Raw genomic sequence first — 19,572 nt, forward strand, 5'->3', positions numbered from 1 at the left:
TGTGCCGCAGGCGCGCGAATTACATGCGCTCGACGGTTTTGATCCCCAGGGTATCCAGACCCAGCTTCAGGGTTTTGGCGGTCAGTTGGGCCAGCTTCAGGCGGCTCTGACGTACCGCATCGCTCTCCGCGGAGAGGATAGGGCAGTGCTCGTAGAAGCCGGAGAACAGGCCTGCCACGTCGTAGAGGTAGGCACACATCACGTGCGGTGTACCTTCGCGCGCTACCGTGGTCAGCGTCTCTTCGAACTGCAGCAGGCGCGCAGCCAGCGCGGCTTCACGATCGTCGGTGATGGTCACCGGCGCGGTGAGGGCGCTGTTTTCGTCGATACCGGCTTTGCGGAACACGGAGAGCACGCGGGTGTACGCATACTGCATGTACGGCGCGGTGTTACCCTCGAACGCCAGCATGTTGTCCCAGTCAAACACGTAATCGGTGGTACGGCTCTTCGACAGGTCGGCATATTTCACCGCGCCAATGCCCACCGCGTCGGCCAGCTTCTCCAGCTCGTCCGCCGGCATGTCCGGGTTCTTCTCGCCCACCAGACGACGCGCGCGTTCCATCGCCTCGTCCAGCAGTTCGGTCAGCTTGATGGTGCCGCCCGCGCGGGTTTTGAACGGCTTGCCGTCTTTGCCCAGCATCATGCCGAACATGTGGTGCTCCAGCGGCACGGATTCCGGCACGTAGCCTGCTTTACGCACGATGGTCCAGGCCTGCATCAGGTGCTGATGCTGACGGGAGTCGATGTAGTAGATCACGCGGTCGGCATGCAGGGTTTCGTAACGATATTTCGCACAGGCGATATCGGTGGTGGTGTAGAGGTAGCCGCCATCCTTCTTCTGGATGATGACGCCCATCGGCTCACCTTCTTTATTTTTGTACTCGTCGAGGAACACCACGGTGGCGCCTTCGCTCTCGGTCGCCAGCCCTTTGGCTTTGAGATCGGCCACGATGCCCGGCAGCATCGGGTTATAGAGGCTCTCGCCCATCACGTCGTCGCGGGTCAGGGTGACGTTCATGCGCTCGTAGGTAAGCTGGTTCTGGGTCATGGTGATATCGACCAGCTTGCGCCACATCTGACGGCAGTACTCATCGCCGCCCTGCAGTTTCACCACGTAGGCGCGGGCGCGCTCGGCGAACGCTGCGTCTTCGTCGTAGTGCTTCTTGGCTTCACGATAGAAGTTTTCGAGGTCGGCCAGCGCCATGTCGCCGGCGTTTTCGTTCTGCTGCTTCTCAAGGAACGCGATCAGCATCCCGAACTGGGTGCCCCAGTCGCCAACGTGGTTCGCGCGGATCACGTTATGCCCCAGGAACTCCAGGGTACGCACCGCGGCGTCGCCGATAATGGTGGAGCGCACGTGGCCAACGTGCATCTCTTTCGCCACGTTTGGCGCCGAGTAGTCCACTACCACGGTCTGCGGCTGCGCGACTTTCGCCACGCCAGCGCGCTCGGAGGCAGCCGCTTCATCCACGCGCTGGGCGAGGAACACCGGATCGAGGAAGATGTTGATGAAGCCCGGACCGGCGATTTCCACTTTTGCGGCGATGCCGGTGAGATCGAGGCTGGCAATGACCTGCTCAGCTAACTGTCGCGGCGGCATGCCCAGTTTTTTCGCCACCGCCATTACACCATTGGCCTGGTAGTCACCAAACTGCGCTTTTGCTGACTGACGAACCTGCGGCTCGCAATCCGCAGGCGCGCCTGCGGCAATCAGTGCCTGACTGACTTTATCTGAGAGAAGTGCCTGAATATTCACCGGGATACCTTACCGTAAAAAGGCAGCACAACAGGGGTGCCGCATGATGCATTTGAAAAACCAGGGGCGGGATTATACTGCATTTGATGAGTGGCGTCAGCATTGCGCAGCGCAAGCTGCCGGCCCGTTTTGGGGTTTTTAACCCTGCCGCAACAGGGTAGAGTAGCGGTTTTGCGAACTTGCCGAGGAACGCCATGACCCACTGGCACACCGTTGACGACCTGCACGACCTCCACGCCGATCTCCCACGCTTTGAGCACGCCCTGACCGGACTCGCCGCGCGACTGGGGCTCGACATCGCGCCGCTGGACGCGGACCACATCTCGCTGCGCTGCCATCAGAACACCACCGCCGAGCGCTGGCGCCGGGGGCTTGAGCAGTGCGGGGAGCTGCTGTCGGAAAATATCATCAACGGGCGTCCCATCTGCCTGTTTCGCCTGCGCGAGCCTGTCGCCGTGGCCCACTGGCGCTTCAATGTGGTTGAGCTGCCGTGGCCCGGCGAGAAGCGCTATCCGCACGAAGGCTGGGAGCATATCGAAATCGTGCTGCCGGGCGAGCCTGACACCCTCAACGCCCGCGCCGTGGCGCTGCTCTCCGATGAGGGTCTCAGCCAGCCGGGTATTTCAGTGAAAACCAGCTCGCCGCGCGGCGAAAAAGAGCGGCTGCCTAACCCGACGCTGGCGGTCTCCGATGGTGTGGTGACGATCAAATTCCACCCCTGGTCGATAGAAGCCATCGTGGCAAGCGAGCAGGCGTAGCTGCGCAGGTCGCATCGCGGGCCGTCCGGTTAGCCGGTCGGCCCTTTTTATTGTCTATAGTCATAGGGGAATACCGTTCGTTCGCGCACAGTAAGTCGAGTTAAGCCTGCTTTCGACCCGATGGGAGAGACCAATGCACATCACTGAAAAGCGAGAAGATCTCTGGATACACCCCGATGAGCCTGGACTACGTCGCTCCATTCTCATTCACCGCTCCCCCGAGGAGCTGTTCGATCTCTGGCGTGATCCCGCCATTTTTCCCCGCCTGATGGCCCACTTCGCGCGCATTACCGTGCTGAGCAACACCGCTTCCCACTGGGAAGTGCCGATGCCGCTTGGTAAAAACGTGGCGTGGGACGCCTGGATCGTCGATGAATCCCGGGGCGAATACATCGCCTGGGCCTCGTCGAAAAAAGCCACCGTGCCCAACGCCGGTCGGCTGGCGTTCCGCCCGGTCTCCGAAGAGCGGGGCACCGAGGTGACCATGACGCTGCACTTCTCGCCGCCGGGCGGCATCTTCGGTGAATGGCTGACCAAAAAAATCGATCTGGTACCGGAGGCAATGCTCAGCCAGGCGCTGCGGCGCTTCAAGAGCATGGCGGAAACCGGGGAGTTTGCCACCAATAAACCCCAGCCTGCCGGACGGCACGGCGGCATGGATCAGGCGGAGGAGTAAACTATGCGAGCACTTTGCTGGAATGGCGTGAACGATCTGCGCGTTGAAACCGTAAGCGATCCGTCCCTTGTAAACCCTCACGACGCCATCATTAAAGTGGGCCTGACCACCACCTGCGGCTCCGACCTGCACGTGATTGATGGCCTGATCCCAAGCATGCAGGAGGGCGATATCCTCGGCCATGAGTTTATGGGGGAGGTGGTGGACGTCGGGCCTGAGGTGCGGCACATCAAACGCGGCGACCGGGTAGTCGTTCCCTCGTTCATCGCCTGCGGATCGTGCTGGTACTGTAACCACGGCCTCTACTCCTGCTGCGATAACACCAACCCCAACGCCCATCTTCAGGAGCCGGTGCTCGGTTATCCCACCGCGGGCATCTATGCCTACAGCCACGCGTTCGGCGGTTACGCCGGGTCGCACGCCGAGTATGTGCGGGTGCCGTTTGCCGATACCGACTGCTTCGTGGTCCCGGAATCGGTCTCAGATGAACAGGCGCTGTTTCTCTCTGACGCCGCGCCCACCGGCTATATGGGGGCCGACTTCTGCAACATTCACCCTGGCGACACGGTTGCGGTGTGGGGGGCAGGCGGCGTCGGGCTGATGGCGGCGCAGAGCGCGTATCTGATGGGGGCCGAGCGGGTAATTGTTATCGACCGTTTCCCGGAGCGGCTGGCGATGGCGCGGGAGAAAATCGGGGCCATCACGCTGGATTACACCGAGGTGGATGTCTATGAAGCGCTGCTGCACCTCACCAGCGGGCGCGGGCCGGACAGCTGCATCGACGCGGTAGGGATGGAGGCGCACGGCGAGGGAATCGAGTATGCCTATGACCGCACCAAACAGGCGCTGAAGATGCACACCGACATCGGCACCGCGCTGCGTCAGGCGATCCATGCCTGCCGCAAGGGCGGCACGCTGGCGATCCTCGGCGTTTACGGGATGATGGATAAATTCCCGCTCGGCGTGGCGATGAACAAGGGTCTGACCATACGCACCGCCCAGCAGCACGGCCAGTTCTACATGGAGCGGTTGCTGCATCATGCCTCCCACGGCGAGCTGCGCACCGATTTTCTGGCGACGCATCACTTCTCGCTGGAGGAGGCACCGCGCGGCTATGAGATGTTCAAACGCAAGGAGGACGGCTGCGTGCGCGCGGTGTTCAGGCCTTAGCGTCTGACCGCCCGCGCCAGCCGGCCGATGGCCTCCTCCAGCGTGGCGGCGGTGCAGCCAAAGTTGATGCGCACGTACTGCGCATCGCCGAAGTCCTCGCCGGGAGAGAATCCCAGCCCGGCGCGACGGAAGAAGGTGGTCGGATTCTCCACCTCCAGCCCCGAGGCGTCTACCCATGCAAGGTAGGTCGCCTCGGGGCTGTTCATATGCAGGCCCGGCAGGGCGTTAACCGCCTCGACCAGACGGTCGCGGTTGGTGCGCAGATAGGCCAGCTGTGCCTGCAGCCACGCATCCCCATCCCGCCAGGCGGCTTCCGCGGCCACGATGGCCAGCACGTCCGCCGAAGGCACGATGCCCTCCCGCGCCGCCATAAAGCGCTGGCGCAGCTCGGGGTTGGGGATCACCGCCACTGAGGCGCCCAGCCCGGCGATATTGAAGGTCTTGGATGGCGACATCAGGGTAATCGAGCGCTGGGCGGCGTCCTCGCTCAGGGTGGCAAACGGAATGTGCTGGCAGCCCGGCTCCAGCACCAGATCGCAGTGAATCTCGTCCGAGCAGACAATCAGGTCGTGACGGCGCGCAAAGGCCAGCTGGGCCTCAAGTTCCTCGCGGCGATAGACGGTCCCGCCGGGGTTGTGCGGGTTACAGAGCATCAGCAGACGTTCGCGTCCGGTCATCTGGGCCTCAACCGCGTTGAGGTCAAGCACGTCGCGACCCGCCTGCGGGCGCAGCGGGACGCTAATCTGACTGCGCCCGGCGAGCTTCGCCGCTTTACGAAACGGCGGATAGATTGGCGTCGGGGCCAGGGTGCCCTGTTGCGCATCGCAGAAGGCGCGCACGCTGAGATTCAGCGCCGACACAATACCCGGCAAAAACACCAGCCACTCGGCCTTCACCTGCCAGCCGTAGTGGCGCTCGCACCAGGCAATAAACGCGTGGGCCAGCTCATCCGGGGCGCGGCCATAGCCAAACACGCCGTGGGCGATACGCTGGCTCAGCGCCTCGGTCACGCAGGGCGGGGAGCGAAAATCGGTGTCCGCCACCCACATCGGCAGCACCTGCGGGTCAAATTTATTCCATTTTGAACTGTCGCTGTGACGGCGATTGATATCTTCATCGAAGTTGAATGCCATGATGCGTTGTCCTTTTCGTTGCGATAACTCAGACTAGCACGACTGATGAGGGCGACAACCGAAAAGCTTTTGCAGGAGAAAACAATGGCTTTGCTCGAAATTTGCTGTTACGGCCTGACGTGCGCGAAGGCGGCGCAGCAGGCAGGTGCGGATCGTATTGAACTGTGCAGCGCGCCAAAAGAGGGCGGGTTGACTCCGTCGGCGGGTGTGCTGAAAGCCGTCAGAAAAGAGGTCACTCTGCCGGTGCACCCCATCGTGCGTCCACGCGGCGGCGACTTCTGTTACAGCCAGGCGGAGTTCAGCACCATGCTCGACGACATCGCATTTTTGCGCGACCTCGGCTTTCCCGGCCTGGTGATCGGCATGCTGAATGAGGAGGGTGGCGTGGATCGCGACAAAATGCAGCAGGTGATGCGTGCGGCGCCGGGTATGGCGATCACCTTTCATCGCGCCTTCGATATGTGCGCTAACCCGCTGATTGCGCTGGAAGAACTCACGGATTTGGGCGTAGCGCGCATTCTCACCTCGGGCCAGCAGGCCAGCGCCGAGAAAGGTATTTCATTAATTACGGAACTAAAACAGCGATCCCGTGCTCCAATCATTATGGCCGGTGCTGGCGTCCGGCTGAACAATATGGAAACCTTTATCGCTGCGGGGGTAGATGAGCTTCACAGCTCCGCAGGACGGTACACTCCCTCGCCGATGCGCTATCGCCACGCCGGAGTGTCCATGTCAGCCGATACCGATGCGGATGAGTATTCCCGCTATGAGGTTGACCCGCAGGCCGTTACCGCGATGAAAGCCGCCCTGACACGGGCCGTTTCCTGAACGCCAGACGATTTTGACCGCGCATCATGTCGCCCATGTGATGCTTGCTCGTACCAGGCCCCGGTCTTTTGCCGGGGCTTTTTTTATGGGCCGATCAGGGTTTGCGGGCGGTAAGCACTGCGCGCAGCGGGGCAGGGTAGCCTTCAAGGGTTTTGCTGGCATCTTGCGGGTCGAGGAAGTCGGCCAGCGATTCGGTCTTCATCCAGCCGGTGCGACGCTGCTCTTCGCTGGTGGTGTAGTTATGGTCGGCGATTTTCACATCGACAAACCCGCACTTCTCCAGCCAGTTCTTCAGCGCGGCCGCTGACGGAATAAAATAGACGTTGCGCATCTGGGCGTAGCGGTCACCCGGCACCAGAACGGTGTGCTCGTCACCTTCCACCACCAGCGTTTCCAGCACCAGTTCCCCTTCGCTCACCAGCTGATTTTTCAGCTGCCAGAGATGGTCGAGCGGCGAGCGGCGATGATAGAGCACCCCCATCGAAAAGACGGTATCGAACGCGGCCAGGGCCGGCAGCTGTTCGATGCCCAGCGGCAGCATGTGCGCACGCTGGTCGTCGCCGAGCAGTTTCCGCACCGCTTCGAACTGGCACAGGAACAGCTGCATCGGGTCGATACCCACCGCCAGTTTCGCGCCTGCGCCGATCATCCGCCACAGGTGATAGCCACTCCCGCAGCCGACGTCGAGGATTGTCCGGCCCGCCAGCGGTTCAATGTGCGGCAGAACGCGGTCCCACTTCAGGTCTGAGCGCCATTCGGTGTCGATATTCACGCCGTAGAGGGAATAGGGGCCTTTGCGCCACGGCATCAGGTTGCGCAGCAGGGTGTCGATGCGCTGCACCTGGCCGTCGCTCAACGGCTGCGCCGCCTCGGCGGTGACGCTGTGAAGCAGATCGAGATGGTGGGGCGTCAGCGCTGGCAGATGCTCTACCGACTTCATCCACAGGCGAAACTGGCCGTGCAGCGCCTCGCGCTGCCACTCGCCAAGCTGGGCGGGCAGGGTTTCCAGCCAGCCTGCCAGCGGGCCGACGGCGATCTGCTGATAAAACTTACCGAAGTCGATCATGCGCGCGCTCCGTCTTTCAGCGCCACCAGCGAGCCGAAGTTAAAGCACTGGAACCACAGCTCGCTGTGGGCGAAACCGGCCTGATGCAGCCGCGCTTTGTGCGCTTCCACCGAGTCGGTCAGCATCACGTTTTCCAGCATGCTGCGCTTCTGGCTGATCTCAAGCTCGCTGTAGCCGTTGGCGCGTTTGAAGTCGTGATGCATATCGAACAGCAGCTCGCCCACGGTGGCGTCTTCAAAGCTGAACTTCTCCGACAGCACCAGCGCGCCGCCCGGCTTCAGCCCTTCACAGATGCGGGTCAGCAGCGTCAGACGGTCGTCCGGGGCCAGGAACTGCAGCGTAAAGTTGAGCACCACCAGCGAGGCGTTTTCGATGGGCACATCGCGGATGTCCGCTTCGATCACCTCAACCGGGGTCTGGGCCTTGAACGCGTCCAGATGACGGCGACAGCGCTCCACCATCGCCGGCGAGTTATCCACCGCAATAATCTTGCAGTCGTCATGGTGGATGTTGCGCCTGATCGACAGCGTCGCCGCGCCCAGCGAACAGCCGAGGTCGTACACCTGGCTTGCGGGCGTCACAAAGCGCTCGGCCAGCATTCCAATCATCGAAATGATATTGGAGTAGCCCGGCACCGAGCGCTGAATCATATCGGGGAAGACTTCCGCTACCCGTTCATCAAAGGTCCAGTCGCCAAGTCGGGCGATGGGCGCGGAAAATAGCGTGTCGCGATTGGACATAGCGTAATCCTGCGAAATTCAAAAGGGGCGTATTGTGCGCTAACGTACGGAGAAAACCAACTCCCACGGCATATACCACAGGTTAGTCAGCACCATCAGCAACAGCGCGCACAGGGTGGCGCTGAAACCCGACCGGCGCCAGCCGATAAGGTGATGCTGATAGCCGTAGTACTGCATCACCCGACCGGCGATCAGCAGCAGCCCGCAGACGTGCACCATCCAGGTGAGCGCCCCGTTCATCTCCATAAACAGCAGCAGCACCAGAGCCAGCGGGAGAAACTCCATCGCATTGCTCTGAATACGCAGCGCGCTTTGCAGCTCGCTGAACCCGCCGTCGCCGTAGCTGACGCGGTACTGGCTGCGCAGACGCAGAACATCAATAGAAAACTTCACTAACAGCAGAGCGCCAAGCACGGCATACAGCGCGCTTACCATAGAAACTCCGTTTAACCGCCAGGGTGGGATGCGGGGACTATGATAGCGTGCGTATTACGCCCTGTCGCTAGTCGTCAGAAAAGAGAGTCCTGCGCCGGAATGGCGGGTTCGGGGCCAAGCGTGGGCAGATGCTGGCGCAGCGCGGGCCACAGGGTATGTACCAGCTCCGGTGCCTGGGCGATATCCGGGGTATGTAAGAACAGATACGGGGTGGAGGTCTGCGACCACTGGGCGAGCTTCGGCAGCCAGACGGTAAAGAGATCGGTGTTCTGCGCCATGTTGTCGCTGCCGATAAACCGCACCATCGGATGCTGCGCGGTGACCAGGGCATGCACCGGCAGCACCGGTTTTTTACGCTGCGCCTCGCGGATGGCTTCGCTGTGTGGCGTTGCCGCATGCACCGGTCGGCTGTCGAGGATCACCCGGTTGACGCCGCGCTGGTGCAGCCCGCGGTTGAGCGCCTGCTCCTCTTCGCCTTTAGCAAAGAAGGTAGGGTGCCGCACCTCCACGCCGTAGGTGAAGTCCGCCGGGAGCGCATCGAGAAACGCCCACAGGGCGGGCAGATCCCGGGGGCCAAAAGTGGCGGGCAGTTGAAGCCAGTACTGGCCAATGCGTCCGGCGAGCGGCTCCAGCCGGTCGAAGAACTCGGCGGTCAGCGCCTCGCAGTGACGCAGCGCCGCCTGGTGGGAGATGGTGGCAGGAAACTTAAAGCAGAAGCGGAAATGGTCATGGGTCTGGGCGTGCCAGCGCGCCACGATCTCCGCCTTCGGCAGGGCATACAGGGTGGTATTGCCCTCCACGCAGTTGAAGTGGCGGGCATACTCTTCAAGCCCGGTGATGCCGAGCCGCACCCATTTCGGGTGCGACCACTGCGGCAGACCGATGTAGACCCCGGACGGCGCGCGACTCATAGCCCTGACAGCACGTCCTGGGTGGAGCGCACTTTGCCGATACGCGGGAAGATGTGGGTCATGCTGCCCTGGTGCTGCTCGGCATCTGCCGCGCTGCAGGCATCTTCGACCACAATCAGATTGAAGCCCAGCTCCCACGCGTTACGCGCGGTGGACTCAACCCCGATATTGGTGGAGATACCGCACAGGACGATGGTGTCGACGCCGCGGCGGCGCAGCTGCAGCTCAAGGTCGGTGCCGTAGAACGCGCCCCACTGGCGTTTGGTGATCTCAATATCGGTGTCGCGTTTGCCCAGCGCCGCCGGCCAGGTCCACCAGTTTTCCGGCAGGGTATGGGCGCCCATCGGGGCATCTACCGGCTGGCGTAGCGCATCGCCAAAATCCGCCGACCAGCCGACGCGCACCAGTACTACCGGTGCCGCGTGGGCGCGAAAATGTTCAGCCAGCGCGGCGGCACGGGATACCACATCCCCGGCGCTGTAAGGCCCGCCGGCGAAAGGCAAAATGCCTTCCTGAAGATCGATAACCACCAGCGCGCTGGTGGAAGGATTGAAATCTGACATTGTAACTCCCGTCTTTTTGTTGAAGGCAGAGTACCTTACGCGTTTAATGTGCTATTGCTGTTTACTAAATTTGTTAATTTTTGTGAGAATGCGCAATAAGACGCGCAGCAAACGCGCTACCGTATGGCTGCGGGCTTATCGCCGACTGGAATTTCCAGTATAATAGCCGCCTTTTTTCATCAGTAGTGACATTCAGCTAAAGCTGCGACAGTAACGCCTGTAAGCCAGGCGGCAAACGGCCTGTGGCTAAGTTAAGGGATATCTCATGCGTACAGAATATTGCGGGCAGCTACGACTGTCCCACGTGGGGCAGCAGGTGACTCTGTCTGGTTGGGTCAACCGTCGTCGCGATCTCGGTAGCCTTATTTTTATCGACATGCGCGACCGCGAAGGCATCGTGCAGGTATTTTTCGATCCGGATCGTGCGGAAGCGTTCAAACTGGCCTCTGAGCTGCGCAATGAGTTTTGCATTCAGGTCACCGGCACCGTGCGTGCGCGAGATGAAAAAAATGCCAACCGCGAGATGGCGACCGGCGAAGTGGAAGTGTTCGCCACCGACCTGACCATCATCAACCGCGCCGAGCCGCTGCCGCTGGACTCTAACCAGGTTAACTCTGAAGAAGCGCGTCTCAAGTACCGCTACCTGGATCTGCGTCGCCCTGAGATGGCGCAGCGCCTGAAAGCCCGCGCGAAAATCACCAGCTTTGTCCGCCGCTTTATGGACGACCACGGCTTCCTCGACATCGAAACCCCGATGCTGACCAAGGCGACGCCGGAAGGCGCGCGCGACTACCTGGTGCCGTCCCGCGTTCATAAAGGCAAATTCTACGCGCTGCCGCAGTCCCCGCAGCTGTTCAAACAGCTGCTGATGATGTCCGGCTTCGATCGCTACTACCAGATCGTGAAATGCTTCCGTGACGAAGACCTGCGTGCCGACCGCCAGCCGGAATTCACCCAGATCGACGTGGAAACCTCCTTCATGACCGCACCGCAGGTGCGTGAAGTGATGGAAGATCTGATCCGCAAGCTGTGGCTGGAGATCAAAGGCGTGGACCTGGGCCAGTTCCCGATCATGACCTTTGCCGAAGCCGAGCGCCGTTACGGCTCCGATAAGCCGGACCTGCGTAACCCGCTGGAGCTGGTGGACGTGGCTGACCTGCTTAAAGACGTTGAGTTCAAGGTGTTCTCCGGCCCGGCAAACGATGCCAAAGGCCGTGTTGCCGCACTGCGCGTGCCGGGTGGGGCCACCCTCAGCCGTAAGCAGATTGACGACTACGGCAAGTTCATTGAGATCTACGGCGCGAAAGGGCTGGCCTACATCAAAGTGAACGAGCGCGCCGCGGGTCTGGAAGGCATTACCAGCCCGGTAGCCAAATTCCTTAACGCCGACATCGTTAACGCCATCCTTGAGCGCACCGGCGCCCAGGACGGCGACATGATCTTCTTCGGTGCCGACAGCAAGAAAGTCGTGGCCGACGCGCTGGGCGCGCTGCGCCTGAAGCTGGGCAAAGACCTCAGCCTCACCGACGAAACCAAGTGGGCGCCGCTGTGGGTGGTCGACTTCCCGATGTTCGAAGAGGACGGCGAAGGCGGCCTGAGCGCGATGCACCATCCGTTCACCGCACCGAAAGACATGAGCGCTGACGAGCTGAAAGCCGCGCCGGAAGAGGCTGTGGCTAACGCGTACGACATGGTCATCAACGGCTATGAAGTGGGTGGCGGTTCGGTGCGTATTCACCGCAGCGACATGCAGCAGACGGTGTTCGGCATCCTCGGCATCAATGAACAGGAGCAGCGCGAGAAGTTCGGCTTCCTGTTAGACGCCCTGAAGTTCGGCACGCCGCCGCACGCGGGCCTGGCGTTTGGTCTGGATCGCCTGACCATGCTGCTGACCGGCACCGACAACATCCGTGACGTTATCGCGTTCCCGAAAACCACCGCGGCAGCCTGCCTGATGACCGAAGCGCCAAGCTTCGCCAACCCGGCATCGCTGACCGAGCTGGGCATTCAGGTGCTCAAAAAAGAGCCGCTGGAGAATAAGTAATATGCAGTATAAGCAACCCGTTTCGGTGCTGGTGGTTATCTACGCCGAGGACACGAAACGGGTGCTGATGTTACAGCGTCGCGACGATCCCGCGTTCTGGCAGTCGGTTACCGGCAGCCTGGAAGCAGGTGAAACCGCGACGCAGGCCGCCGCGCGTGAAGTAAAGGAAGAGGTCGCCATTGACGTTGCCGATGAGCAACTGCGATTAGTCGACTGCCAGCGCACGGTGGAGTTTGAAATTTTTACTCATTTGCGTCATCGCTACGCGCCGGGCATTACGCGCAACACGGAGTACTGGTTCCGTCTTGCGCTCCCCCACGAACGGCAGATCGTCTTTACCGAGCATCTGACCTACCGCTGGGTGGATGCCGCGGACGCGGCCGCGCTCACCAAGTCGTGGAGCAACCGGCAGGCGATAGAAGAATTTGTGATTAACGACGCCTGAACGGCGAGATTTTCGGAGATATTTTTTATGGCAGGTCATAGTAAATGGGCCAACACCAAGCACCGCAAAGCGGCACAGGATGCCAAACGCGGTAAAATCTTTACCAAGATTATCCGCGAGCTGGTGACCGCGGCGCGTCTGGGCGGCGGCGATGCCGGCTCCAACCCGCGTCTGCGTGCGGCTATCGACAAAGCGCTGTCCAACAACATGACGCGTGACACCCTCAACCGTGCTATCGCGCGCGGCGTGGGCGGTGATGAAGACGCGAACATGGAAACCATCATTTATGAAGGTTACGGCCCGGGCGGCACCGCCGTGATGGTCGAGTGCCTGAGCGACAACCGCAACCGTACCGTAGCGGAAGTGCGTCACGCTTTCACCAAATGTGGTGGCAACCTGGGTACCGACGGTTCCGTGGCCTACCTGTTCAGCAAGAAGGGCGTGATCTCCTTCGAAGCGGGCGATGAAGACGTCATCATGGAAGCGGCGCTGGAAGCGGGCGCAGAAGATGTGGTGACCTACGACGACGGCGCCATTGACGTCTACACCGCGTGGGAAGAGATGGGCGCCGTGCGCGATGCGCTGGAAGCGGCCGGTCTGAAAGCGGACAACGCGGAAGTCTCCATGATCCCGTCCACCAAAGCGGACATGGATGCGGAAACCGCACCGAAACTGCTGCGCCTCATCGATATGCTGGAAGACTGCGATGACGTGCAGGAGGTATACCACAACGGTGAGATCTCTGACGAGGTCGCAGCAACCCTGTAATGGTGACGTTAACCATTAACGTAACGGGTGAGGCGTGATGGCCATTATTCTGGGGATTGACCCCGGTTCACGCATCACCGGTTATGGCGTTATCCGGCAGGTCGGCAGGCAGCTGAGCTACCTCGGCAGCGGCTGTATACGCACCAAAGTGGACGATCTGCCGTCCCGTCTGAAGCTTATCTACGCGGGTGTGACGGAGATCATCACCCAGTTCCAGCCGGACTTTTTCGCCATCGAGCAGGTCTTTATGGCGAAAAACGCCGACTCAGCGCTAAAGCTGGGCCAGGCGCGCGGCGTGGCTATCGTGGCCGCGGTAAACCAGGATCTGCCGGTGTTTGAGTATGCCGCCCGACAGGTGAAGCAGACGGTGGTGGGCACCGGCGGTGCCGATAAGGCGCAGGTTCAGCACATGGTGCGCACGCTGCTTAAGCTGCCTGCCAACCCGCAGGCGGATGCCGCGGATGCGCTGGCCATCGCCATTACCCACTGTCACGTCAGTCAGAACGCCATGCAAATGAGCGAGTCGCGGCTGACGCTGGCGCGGGGCCGACTGAGATAACTAAATTAAGGCTGGATGTTTATCCAGCCTTTTTTATATGATACGAGCACAATTTTTGCCGCGAAACGCAGGAGCGCATTGTGATAGGCAGACTACGAGGCATTATTATTGAGAAGCAGCCGCCGCTGGTGCTGCTGGAAGCGTCCGGGGTAGGGTATGAAGTACATATGCCGATGACCTGCTTCTATGAGCTGCCGGAGCTGGGCCAGGAAGCGATCATCTTTACCCATTTCGTGGTGCGGGAAGACGCGCAGCTGCTGTTCGGTTTCAACAACAAGCAGGAGCGCACGCTGTTTCGCGAGCTTATCAAAGTCAACGGCGTCGGCCCGAAGCTGGCGCTGGCGATCCTTTCCGGCATGTCAGCCCAGCAGTTTGTTAACGCCGTTGAGCGTGAAGAACCTGCCGCACTGGTGAAGCTGCCCGGTATCGGCAAGAAAACCGCCGAACGTCTGGTGGTCGAAATGAAAGATCGCTTCAAGGGTCTGCACGGCGATCTCTTCACCCCGGCCGCGGATCTGGTGCTCACTTCACCAGCCAGCCCGGCGGTGGATGATGCCGAGGCGGAAGCGGTTGCTGCGCTGGTGTCGCTGGGTTATAAACCTCAGGAAGCCAGCCGTATGGTGAGCAAACTTGCCCGCCCAGATGCGGACAGCGAGACACTGATTCGCGAAGCGCTGCGCGCTGCGTTGTGAGGTAGATGAAGGATGATTGAAGCAGACCGCCTGGTCGCCCCGGGCAGCGTCACCGCCGAAGAGGTCGCAGACCGGGCGATCCGCCCTAAGCTGCTGGATGAGTATATCGGGCAGCCGCAGGTGCGCTCGCAGATGGAAATCTTCATCCAGGCGGCAAAGCTGCGCGGCGACGCGCTGGATCACCTGCTGATTTTTGGTCCGCCGGGGCTGGGTAAAACCACGCTGGCGAACATTGTCGCCAATGAGATGGGCGTGAACCTGCGCACCACCTCCGGCCCGGTGCTGGAGAAAGCCGGCGATCTGGCGGCGATGCTCACCAACCTTGAGCCGCACGACGTGCTGTTCATCGATGAAATTCACCGTCTGTCGCCGGTGGTAGAGGAAGTGCTCTACCCGGCGATGGAGGATTATCAGCTCGACATTATGATTGGCGAAGGCCCGGCGGCGCGCTCGATCAAAATCGACCTGCCGCCGTTTACCCTGATTGGCGCCACCACCCGCGCCGGGTCACTGACCTCGCCGCTGCGCGACCGTTTTGGCATCGTGCAACGGCTGGAGTTTTATCAGGTCGACGACCTGCGCCACATCGTCAGCCGCAGCGCCCGTTATCTGGGGCTGGAGCTGAGCGAGGAGGGGGCGCTGGAAGTGGCACGTCGCGCGCGCGGTACGCCGCGTATCGCCAACCGCCTGCTGCGCCGGGTACGTGACTTTGCCGAAGTGCGCCACAACGGCGACATCTCGCATTCGGTGGCCGCTGCGGCGCTCGACATGCTCAACGTCGACGCGGAAGGCTTTGATTATATGGACCGCAAGCTGCTGCTGGCGGTCATCGACAAGTTCTTCGGCGGGCCGGTCGGGTTGGATAACCTGGCCGCTGCCATCGGGGAAGAGCGGGAAACCATCGAGGACGTGCTGGAGCCGTATCTGATTCAGCAGGGCTTCCTGCAGCGCACGCCCCGCGGGCGTATGGCGACGGTGCGGGCCTGGAATCACTTCGGGATTACCCCCCCGGCGCTGCCATAATAGCGCCCACAAAAAAGCCCCGTTAACCGGGGCTTTTTTTTAGGGCGCAGAGATTACACCGGGCTTTTTTTCATCATGCTGAAAATAAACAGCAGCGCGGCGCACAGCACCACCGACGGCCCGGCTGGCGTGTCGTAGAACGCCGAGAAGGTCAGCCCACCGGTGACCGCCACCATACCGATGCCCACCGCAATGCCCGCCATCTGCTCCGGGGTACGGGCAAAGCGACGCGCCGTGGCGGCAGGGATGATCAGCAGTGAGGTGATGATCAGCGCCCCGACAAACTTCATCGCCACCCCGATCGTCAGGGCAGTCACCAGCATCAGCAGCAGCTTCACGCGCTGGAGCTTCACGCCGTCAACAAACGCCAGATCGGGGCTGATGGTCATCGCCAGCAGGTTGCGCCACTGCCAGAACAGCACGCCCAGCACCACCACCACGCCGCAGCCAATCGCCAGCAGATCGTCCGGCGTCACCGACAGCAGATCCCCGAACAGGTAGGCCATCAGATCGACACGGATGTTCGACATCAGACTCACCACCACCAGACCGAGCGACAGCGCGCTGTGCGCCATAATGCCGAGCAGGGTATCAATCGCCAGATGCGGGCGCTTTTCAAGCCACACCAGCCCGCCCGCCAGCATCAGCGTAACGGCAATCACCGCGTAGAACGGATTAACATTGAGCAGCAGGCCGAACGCCACGCCCAGCAGCGAGGCATGGGCAAGGGTATCGCCAAAGTAGGACATGCGACGCCAGACGACAAACGAGCCAAGCGGCCCGGCGGCGCAGGCAAGCAACATCCCAGCCAGCCAGCCGGGTAAAAGAAGTTCAATCATGAATGGCCATTTCCTCTGCGCAAAATAATCCGACCTTCCAGGTCGTGGCGGTGATTGTGGTGGTGGCGGTAGATGCCGAGCTGTTCCGCGCCGCGTGGGCCGAACATGGAGATGAACTCCGGATGCATCGAGACCACTTCCGGCGTGCCGGAGCAGCAGATATGCTGATTCAGGCACAGCACTTCATCGGTTTTGGCCATCACCAGGTGCAAGTCGTGAGAGACCATCAGCACCGCACAGTTAAGCTCTTTACGCAGCTTATCGATAAGATCGTACAGCGCCACCTGGCCGTTAACGTCCACGCCCTGGGTCGGTTCATCGAGCACCAGCAGCTGCGGCTTATTGAGAAGCGCACGCGCCAGCAGCACGCGCTGGGTTTCACCGCCGGAGAGCTTTTGCATCGGGGCATCGATCAGGTGTCCTGCCTGAACGCGGGTCAGCGCCGGCAGAATATCGGCTTTGCGGGTATGCGGACGCAGGCGCATAAAGCGGCTGACGGTCAGCGGGAGGGTGGCATCAAGGTGGAGCTTTTGCGGGACGTAGCCGATGTGCAGATCCCGGTCGCGCTTGATAACCCCGGAGTGGGGTGCTACCAGGCCCAGTACCACCCGCACCAGCGTTGACTTGCCGGCGCCGTTTGGCCCCAGCAAGGTCAAAATTTTTCCCGGTGTCAGGCTGAGCGACACGTCAGACAGGACGCGGCGTTGACCGAAGACGACCGAGACCTTTTCCAGTTCAATCAATTTTGTCATGAGAATTTAAACGTTGCACAAGTTAGCGGATGTTATAATATCACACTTCCCGCAATGATGATGAAGAAAAGACGCATTATGTTACATAAAAATACGCTTCTTTGCGCTGCGCTCAGCGTGGCGTTTACCGGTGGTTTTTCCCTCAGTGCAAGCGCGGCGGTCGTCGCCTCGCTTAAGCCCGTAGGCTTTATCGCCGCGGCGATTGCAGACGGTGTCACGGACACCGAAGTGCTGCTTCCGGACGGTGCCTCAGAGCATGATTATGCGCTTCGGCCGTCAGATGTAAAACGCTTGCAGGGCGCGGACTTAGTTGTCTGGATTGGCCCGGAGATGGAAGCGTTCATGGAAAAGGCGCTGACCAACGTACCGCAGCAAAAACAGGTGGCGCTGGCGGAACTCTCCAGTGTCAAACCGCTACTCATGAAAGGTGCGCATGAAGATGAGCACGACCATCACGACGGTGAAGCTGAAGAAGAGCATCATCATCATGGTGAATATAACATGCATATCTGGCTTTCGCCTGAAATCGCGAAAGCCTCGGCGGTTGCAATCCACGATAAATTAGTGGAACTTATGCCGCAACGTCGAGCCAAACTGGACGCCAACCTGAAAGATTTCGAGGCACAACTGGCCCAAACCGATAAGCAGGTTGGTAGCGTGCTGGCACCGTTGAAAGGGAAAGGGTACTTCGTTTTTCATGACGCCTACGGCTATTACGAAAAACATTTTGGGCTGTCTTCCCTCGGGCATTTCACCGTAAATCCCGAAATCCAACCTGGTGCGCAGCGTTTACATGAAATCCGAACACAGCTGGTTCAGCACAAAGCCGAATGCGTTTTTGCTGAACCGCAATTCAGGCCAGCGGTCGTTGAAGCTGTTGCCCGTGGAACGCAGGTACGAATGGGTACGCTGGATCCGCTGGGTACTGCCATCGGTGTGAGCAAAACCAGCTACGCGCAGTTTTTGACTCAGTTATCGAACCAGTATGCGAGCTGCCTGAAAGGAGATTAACGAGGAAGTGAATACGTGCAACAGATAGCCCGCTCTGTCGCCCTGGCATTTAACAATCTGCCTCGACCCCACCGCGTCATGCTGGGGTCACTGACTGTTCTTACACTCGCGGTCGCCGTATGGCGACCCTATGTTTACCACCCCGAATCTGCACCGATTGTGAAAGCCATCGAGCTTGAGCAAAACGACATTCGCTCTCTGCTTCCCGAAGCCAGTGAACCTATCGACCAGGCGCCGCCAGAAGACGACGCGATCCCGCAGGATGAGCTGGACGATAAAACCGCAGGCGAAGCAGGAGTCCATGAGTATGTGGTCTCCACCGGCGATACCCTGAGCAGCGTGCTCAACCAGTACGGTATCGACATGGGCGACATCAGCCAGCTCGCCAGCGTCGATAAAGACCTGCGTAACCTGAAAATCGGCCAGCAGCTCTCCTGGACGCTGACCGACAGCGGCGAACTGCAGCGCCTCACCTGGGAGCTTTCCCGCCGCGAAACCCGCACCTACGACCGCACCGCAACCGGCTTTAAAATGAGCAGCGAGATGCAGCAGGGCGACTGGGTTAACACCGTGTTCAAAGGCACCGTTGGCTCAAGCTTCGTCAGCAGCGCCCGGGATGCCGGCCTGACCAGCACCGAAATCAGCGCCGTGATCAAATCCATGCAGTGGCAGATGGACTTCCGCAAGCTGAAGAAAGGCGATCAGTTCGCGGTACTGATGTCGCGCGAGATGTTCGACGGCAAGCGCGAGCAGAGCCAGCTGGTGGGCGTGCGCCTGCGCTCCGATGGCAAAGACTACTATGCGGTACGCGCCGAAGACGGCAAGTTCTACGACCGTAACGGTTCAGGGCTGGCAAAAGGCTTCCTGCGTTTCCCGACTTCAAAACAGTTCCGCGTCTCCTCCAACTTCAACCCGCGCCGCGTCAACCCGGTGACCGGTCGCGTCGCGCCGCATAAAGGCGTCGACTTTGCCATGCCGCAGGGTACCCCGGTACTGGCGGTGGGTGATGGCGAAGTGCTGGTGGCAAAACGCAGCGGTGCGGCGGGTTACTACGTCGCAGTGCGTCACGGTCGCACCTACACCACGCGCTATATGCACCTGAGAAAGCTGCTGGTGAAACCGGGTCAGAAAGTGAAGCGCGGCGATCGCATTGCGCTCTCCGGGAACACCGGCCGCTCGACCGGCCCGCACCTGCACTATGAAATCTGGATCAACCAGCAGGCAGTTAACCCCCTCACGGCGAAGCTGCCGCGTACCGAAGGGCTGGTGGGCGCCGATCGTCGCGAATATCTGGCTAAAATCAGAGAAGTCACCCCGCAGCTGCGATTTGACTAACATACGCGCAAACAAAAGCCGGTATCCTGTGATGCCGGCTTTTCTTTTTGTCTGACCCGCCCTGCGCC

At 60.6% G+C, this 19,572-nt stretch carries 21 protein-coding genes; 12 read left to right on the forward strand and 9 right to left on the reverse strand.

Annotated elements, in window-relative coordinates; all coding sequences use genetic code 11:
- Positions 1–19: 19 nt before the first annotated feature.
- Complete coding sequence (argS, locus tag DW58_RS12825; RefSeq protein ID WP_029593003.1) at positions 20–1,756, reverse strand: arginine--tRNA ligase; 1,737 nt, start codon at positions 1,754–1,756, stop codon at positions 20–22.
- A gap of 194 nt (positions 1,757–1,950) precedes the next feature.
- Here argS and DW58_RS12830 point away from each other — a divergent pair, with 194 nt between their 5' ends.
- The 3 genes from DW58_RS12830 (at position 1,951) to DW58_RS12840 (ending at position 4,360) form a co-directional block, all read left to right on the forward strand.
- A complete protein-coding gene (locus tag DW58_RS12830) occupies positions 1,951–2,514 on the forward strand; it encodes a VOC family protein (protein ID WP_024562658.1) in 564 nt (187 codons plus the stop codon).
- Positions 2,515–2,647: 133 nt separating this feature from the next.
- Positions 2,648–3,190: an SRPBCC family protein gene (locus DW58_RS12835; protein ID WP_024549323.1), complete on the forward strand. Its 543-nt coding sequence runs from the start codon at positions 2,648–2,650 to the stop codon at positions 3,188–3,190.
- A 3-nt stretch (positions 3,191–3,193) separates the two neighbouring features.
- The gene (locus DW58_RS12840) at positions 3,194–4,360 is read left to right on the forward strand and encodes a zinc-dependent alcohol dehydrogenase (RefSeq protein ID WP_024549322.1); all 1,167 of its coding nucleotides are present in this window, start codon (positions 3,194–3,196) and stop codon (positions 4,358–4,360) included.
- On the opposite strand, the gene DW58_RS12845 is transcribed toward DW58_RS12840, so the two are convergent.
- Positions 4,357–5,493: a MalY/PatB family protein gene (locus DW58_RS12845; protein ID WP_024549321.1), complete on the reverse strand. Its 1,137-nt coding sequence runs from the start codon at positions 5,491–5,493 to the stop codon at positions 4,357–4,359. The genes DW58_RS12840 and DW58_RS12845 overlap by 4 nt on opposite strands.
- A gap of 84 nt (positions 5,494–5,577) precedes the next feature.
- Between DW58_RS12845 and cutC the strand changes: the two genes are divergently transcribed.
- Entirely contained in the window at positions 5,578–6,321 is a 744-nt protein-coding gene (gene cutC, locus DW58_RS12850; RefSeq protein ID WP_024549320.1) for a copper homeostasis protein CutC, read from the forward strand.
- Positions 6,322–6,415: 94 nt separating this feature from the next.
- Here the strand turns inward: cutC and cmoB are convergent, their stop codons facing one another.
- The 5 genes from cmoB to DW58_RS12875 all read right to left on the reverse strand — a co-directional run bounded on the left by cmoB (position 6,416) and on the right by DW58_RS12875 (position 10,036).
- Entirely contained in the window at positions 6,416–7,387 is a 972-nt protein-coding gene (cmoB, locus tag DW58_RS12855; protein ID WP_024549319.1) for a tRNA 5-methoxyuridine(34)/uridine 5-oxyacetic acid(34) synthase CmoB, read from the reverse strand.
- Positions 7,384–8,127 (reverse strand): carboxy-S-adenosyl-L-methionine synthase CmoA, encoded by a 744-nt coding sequence (gene cmoA, locus DW58_RS12860; protein ID WP_024549318.1) that lies wholly within the window; start codon positions 8,125–8,127, stop codon positions 7,384–7,386. The genes cmoB and cmoA overlap by 4 nt, the downstream gene beginning before the upstream one ends.
- 39 nt (positions 8,128–8,166) lie before the next feature.
- On the reverse strand, positions 8,167–8,562 hold the full coding sequence (locus DW58_RS12865) for an MAPEG family protein (RefSeq protein ID WP_024549317.1): 396 nt from the start codon (positions 8,560–8,562) through the stop codon (positions 8,167–8,169).
- A 74-nt stretch (positions 8,563–8,636) separates the two neighbouring features.
- Positions 8,637–9,473 (reverse strand): DUF72 domain-containing protein, encoded by an 837-nt coding sequence (locus tag DW58_RS12870; protein WP_024549316.1) that lies wholly within the window; start codon positions 9,471–9,473, stop codon positions 8,637–8,639.
- Positions 9,470–10,036, reverse strand: a complete 567-nt coding sequence (locus DW58_RS12875; protein ID WP_024549315.1) for a hydrolase — start codon at positions 10,034–10,036, stop codon at positions 9,470–9,472. The genes DW58_RS12870 and DW58_RS12875 overlap by 4 nt, the downstream gene beginning before the upstream one ends.
- 265 nt (positions 10,037–10,301) lie before the next feature.
- Here DW58_RS12875 and aspS point away from each other — a divergent pair, with 265 nt between their 5' ends.
- From aspS to ruvB, 6 genes are all read left to right on the forward strand, one after another.
- Positions 10,302–12,080: an aspartate--tRNA ligase gene (gene aspS, locus DW58_RS12880; RefSeq protein ID WP_024549314.1), complete on the forward strand. Its 1,779-nt coding sequence runs from the start codon at positions 10,302–10,304 to the stop codon at positions 12,078–12,080.
- Position 12,081: 1 nt separating this feature from the next.
- On the forward strand, positions 12,082–12,525 hold the full coding sequence (nudB, locus tag DW58_RS12885) for a dihydroneopterin triphosphate diphosphatase (RefSeq protein ID WP_024549313.1): 444 nt from the start codon (positions 12,082–12,084) through the stop codon (positions 12,523–12,525).
- Positions 12,526–12,552: 27 nt separating this feature from the next.
- Positions 12,553–13,293 carry a YebC/PmpR family DNA-binding transcriptional regulator gene (locus DW58_RS12890; RefSeq protein ID WP_024549312.1) on the forward strand — a complete coding sequence of 247 codons (741 nt, stop codon included), beginning with the start codon at positions 12,553–12,555 and terminating at the stop codon, positions 13,291–13,293.
- A 37-nt stretch (positions 13,294–13,330) separates the two neighbouring features.
- Complete coding sequence (gene ruvC, locus DW58_RS12895) at positions 13,331–13,852, forward strand: crossover junction endodeoxyribonuclease RuvC (RefSeq protein WP_024549311.1); 522 nt, start codon at positions 13,331–13,333, stop codon at positions 13,850–13,852.
- An 80-nt stretch (positions 13,853–13,932) separates the two neighbouring features.
- Complete coding sequence (ruvA, locus tag DW58_RS12900; RefSeq protein WP_024549310.1) at positions 13,933–14,544, forward strand: Holliday junction branch migration protein RuvA; 612 nt, start codon at positions 13,933–13,935, stop codon at positions 14,542–14,544.
- Between the two features lie 12 nt (positions 14,545–14,556).
- Entirely contained in the window at positions 14,557–15,567 is a 1,011-nt protein-coding gene (gene ruvB / locus DW58_RS12905; protein WP_024549309.1) for a Holliday junction branch migration DNA helicase RuvB, read from the forward strand.
- A 53-nt stretch (positions 15,568–15,620) separates the two neighbouring features.
- Here the strand turns inward: ruvB and znuB are convergent, their stop codons facing one another.
- Together znuB and znuC are read right to left on the reverse strand one after the other, a co-directional pair.
- On the reverse strand, positions 15,621–16,406 hold the full coding sequence (gene znuB, locus DW58_RS12910) for a zinc ABC transporter permease subunit ZnuB (protein ID WP_024549308.1): 786 nt from the start codon (positions 16,404–16,406) through the stop codon (positions 15,621–15,623).
- The gene (gene znuC, locus DW58_RS12915) at positions 16,403–17,158 is read right to left on the reverse strand and encodes a zinc ABC transporter ATP-binding protein ZnuC (RefSeq protein ID WP_024549307.1); all 756 of its coding nucleotides are present in this window, start codon (positions 17,156–17,158) and stop codon (positions 16,403–16,405) included. The genes znuB and znuC overlap by 4 nt, the downstream gene beginning before the upstream one ends.
- Positions 17,159–17,236: 78 nt before the next feature.
- Here znuC and znuA point away from each other — a divergent pair, with 78 nt between their 5' ends.
- Positions 17,237–18,169 carry a zinc ABC transporter substrate-binding protein ZnuA gene (znuA, locus tag DW58_RS12920; protein WP_024549306.1) on the forward strand — a complete coding sequence of 311 codons (933 nt, stop codon included), beginning with the start codon at positions 17,237–17,239 and terminating at the stop codon, positions 18,167–18,169.
- A gap of 15 nt (positions 18,170–18,184) precedes the next feature.
- Positions 18,185–19,504, forward strand: coding sequence for a murein DD-endopeptidase MepM (mepM, locus tag DW58_RS12925; protein WP_024549305.1), 1,320 nt, complete (start codon positions 18,185–18,187; stop codon positions 19,502–19,504).
- Positions 19,505–19,572: the final 68 nt, after the last annotated feature.

It is taken from the genome of Siccibacter turicensis LMG 23730 (assembly GCF_000463155.2).
In the GTDB taxonomy this organism is placed as follows: domain Bacteria; phylum Pseudomonadota; class Gammaproteobacteria; order Enterobacterales; family Enterobacteriaceae; genus Siccibacter; species Siccibacter turicensis.

Bases quoted from the DNA above. Each gene is read 5' to 3' on its own strand.
- DW58_RS12830 (WP_024562658.1), top strand. From the start codon at position 1,951: ATGACCCACTGGCACACCGTTGACGACCTGCACGACCTCCACGCCGAT.
- ruvB (WP_024549309.1), top strand. From the start codon at position 14,557: ATGATTGAAGCAGACCGCCTGGTCGCCCCGGGCAGCGTCACCGCCGAA.
- DW58_RS12875 (WP_024549315.1), bottom strand. From the start codon at position 10,036: ATGTCAGATTTCAATCCTTCCACCAGCGCGCTGGTGGTTATCGATCTT.
- DW58_RS12890 (WP_024549312.1), top strand. From the start codon at position 12,553: ATGGCAGGTCATAGTAAATGGGCCAACACCAAGCACCGCAAAGCGGCA.
- cmoA (WP_024549318.1), bottom strand. From the start codon at position 8,127: ATGTCCAATCGCGACACGCTATTTTCCGCGCCCATCGCCCGACTTGGC.
- DW58_RS12865 (WP_024549317.1), bottom strand. From the start codon at position 8,562: ATGGTAAGCGCGCTGTATGCCGTGCTTGGCGCTCTGCTGTTAGTGAAG.
- DW58_RS12870 (WP_024549316.1), bottom strand. From the start codon at position 9,473: ATGAGTCGCGCGCCGTCCGGGGTCTACATCGGTCTGCCGCAGTGGTCG.
- ruvC (WP_024549311.1), top strand. From the start codon at position 13,331: ATGGCCATTATTCTGGGGATTGACCCCGGTTCACGCATCACCGGTTAT.
- cmoB (WP_024549319.1), bottom strand. From the start codon at position 7,387: ATGATCGACTTCGGTAAGTTTTATCAGCAGATCGCCGTCGGCCCGCTG.
- DW58_RS12835 (WP_024549323.1), top strand. From the start codon at position 2,648: ATGCACATCACTGAAAAGCGAGAAGATCTCTGGATACACCCCGATGAG.
- cutC (WP_024549320.1), top strand. From the start codon at position 5,578: ATGGCTTTGCTCGAAATTTGCTGTTACGGCCTGACGTGCGCGAAGGCG.
- znuC (WP_024549307.1), bottom strand. From the start codon at position 17,158: ATGACAAAATTGATTGAACTGGAAAAGGTCTCGGTCGTCTTCGGTCAA.
- aspS (WP_024549314.1), top strand. From the start codon at position 10,302: ATGCGTACAGAATATTGCGGGCAGCTACGACTGTCCCACGTGGGGCAG.
- znuA (WP_024549306.1), top strand. From the start codon at position 17,237: ATGTTACATAAAAATACGCTTCTTTGCGCTGCGCTCAGCGTGGCGTTT.
- DW58_RS12840 (WP_024549322.1), top strand. From the start codon at position 3,194: ATGCGAGCACTTTGCTGGAATGGCGTGAACGATCTGCGCGTTGAAACC.
- DW58_RS12845 (WP_024549321.1), bottom strand. From the start codon at position 5,493: ATGGCATTCAACTTCGATGAAGATATCAATCGCCGTCACAGCGACAGT.
- nudB (WP_024549313.1), top strand. From the start codon at position 12,082: ATGCAGTATAAGCAACCCGTTTCGGTGCTGGTGGTTATCTACGCCGAG.
- znuB (WP_024549308.1), bottom strand. From the start codon at position 16,406: ATGATTGAACTTCTTTTACCCGGCTGGCTGGCTGGGATGTTGCTTGCC.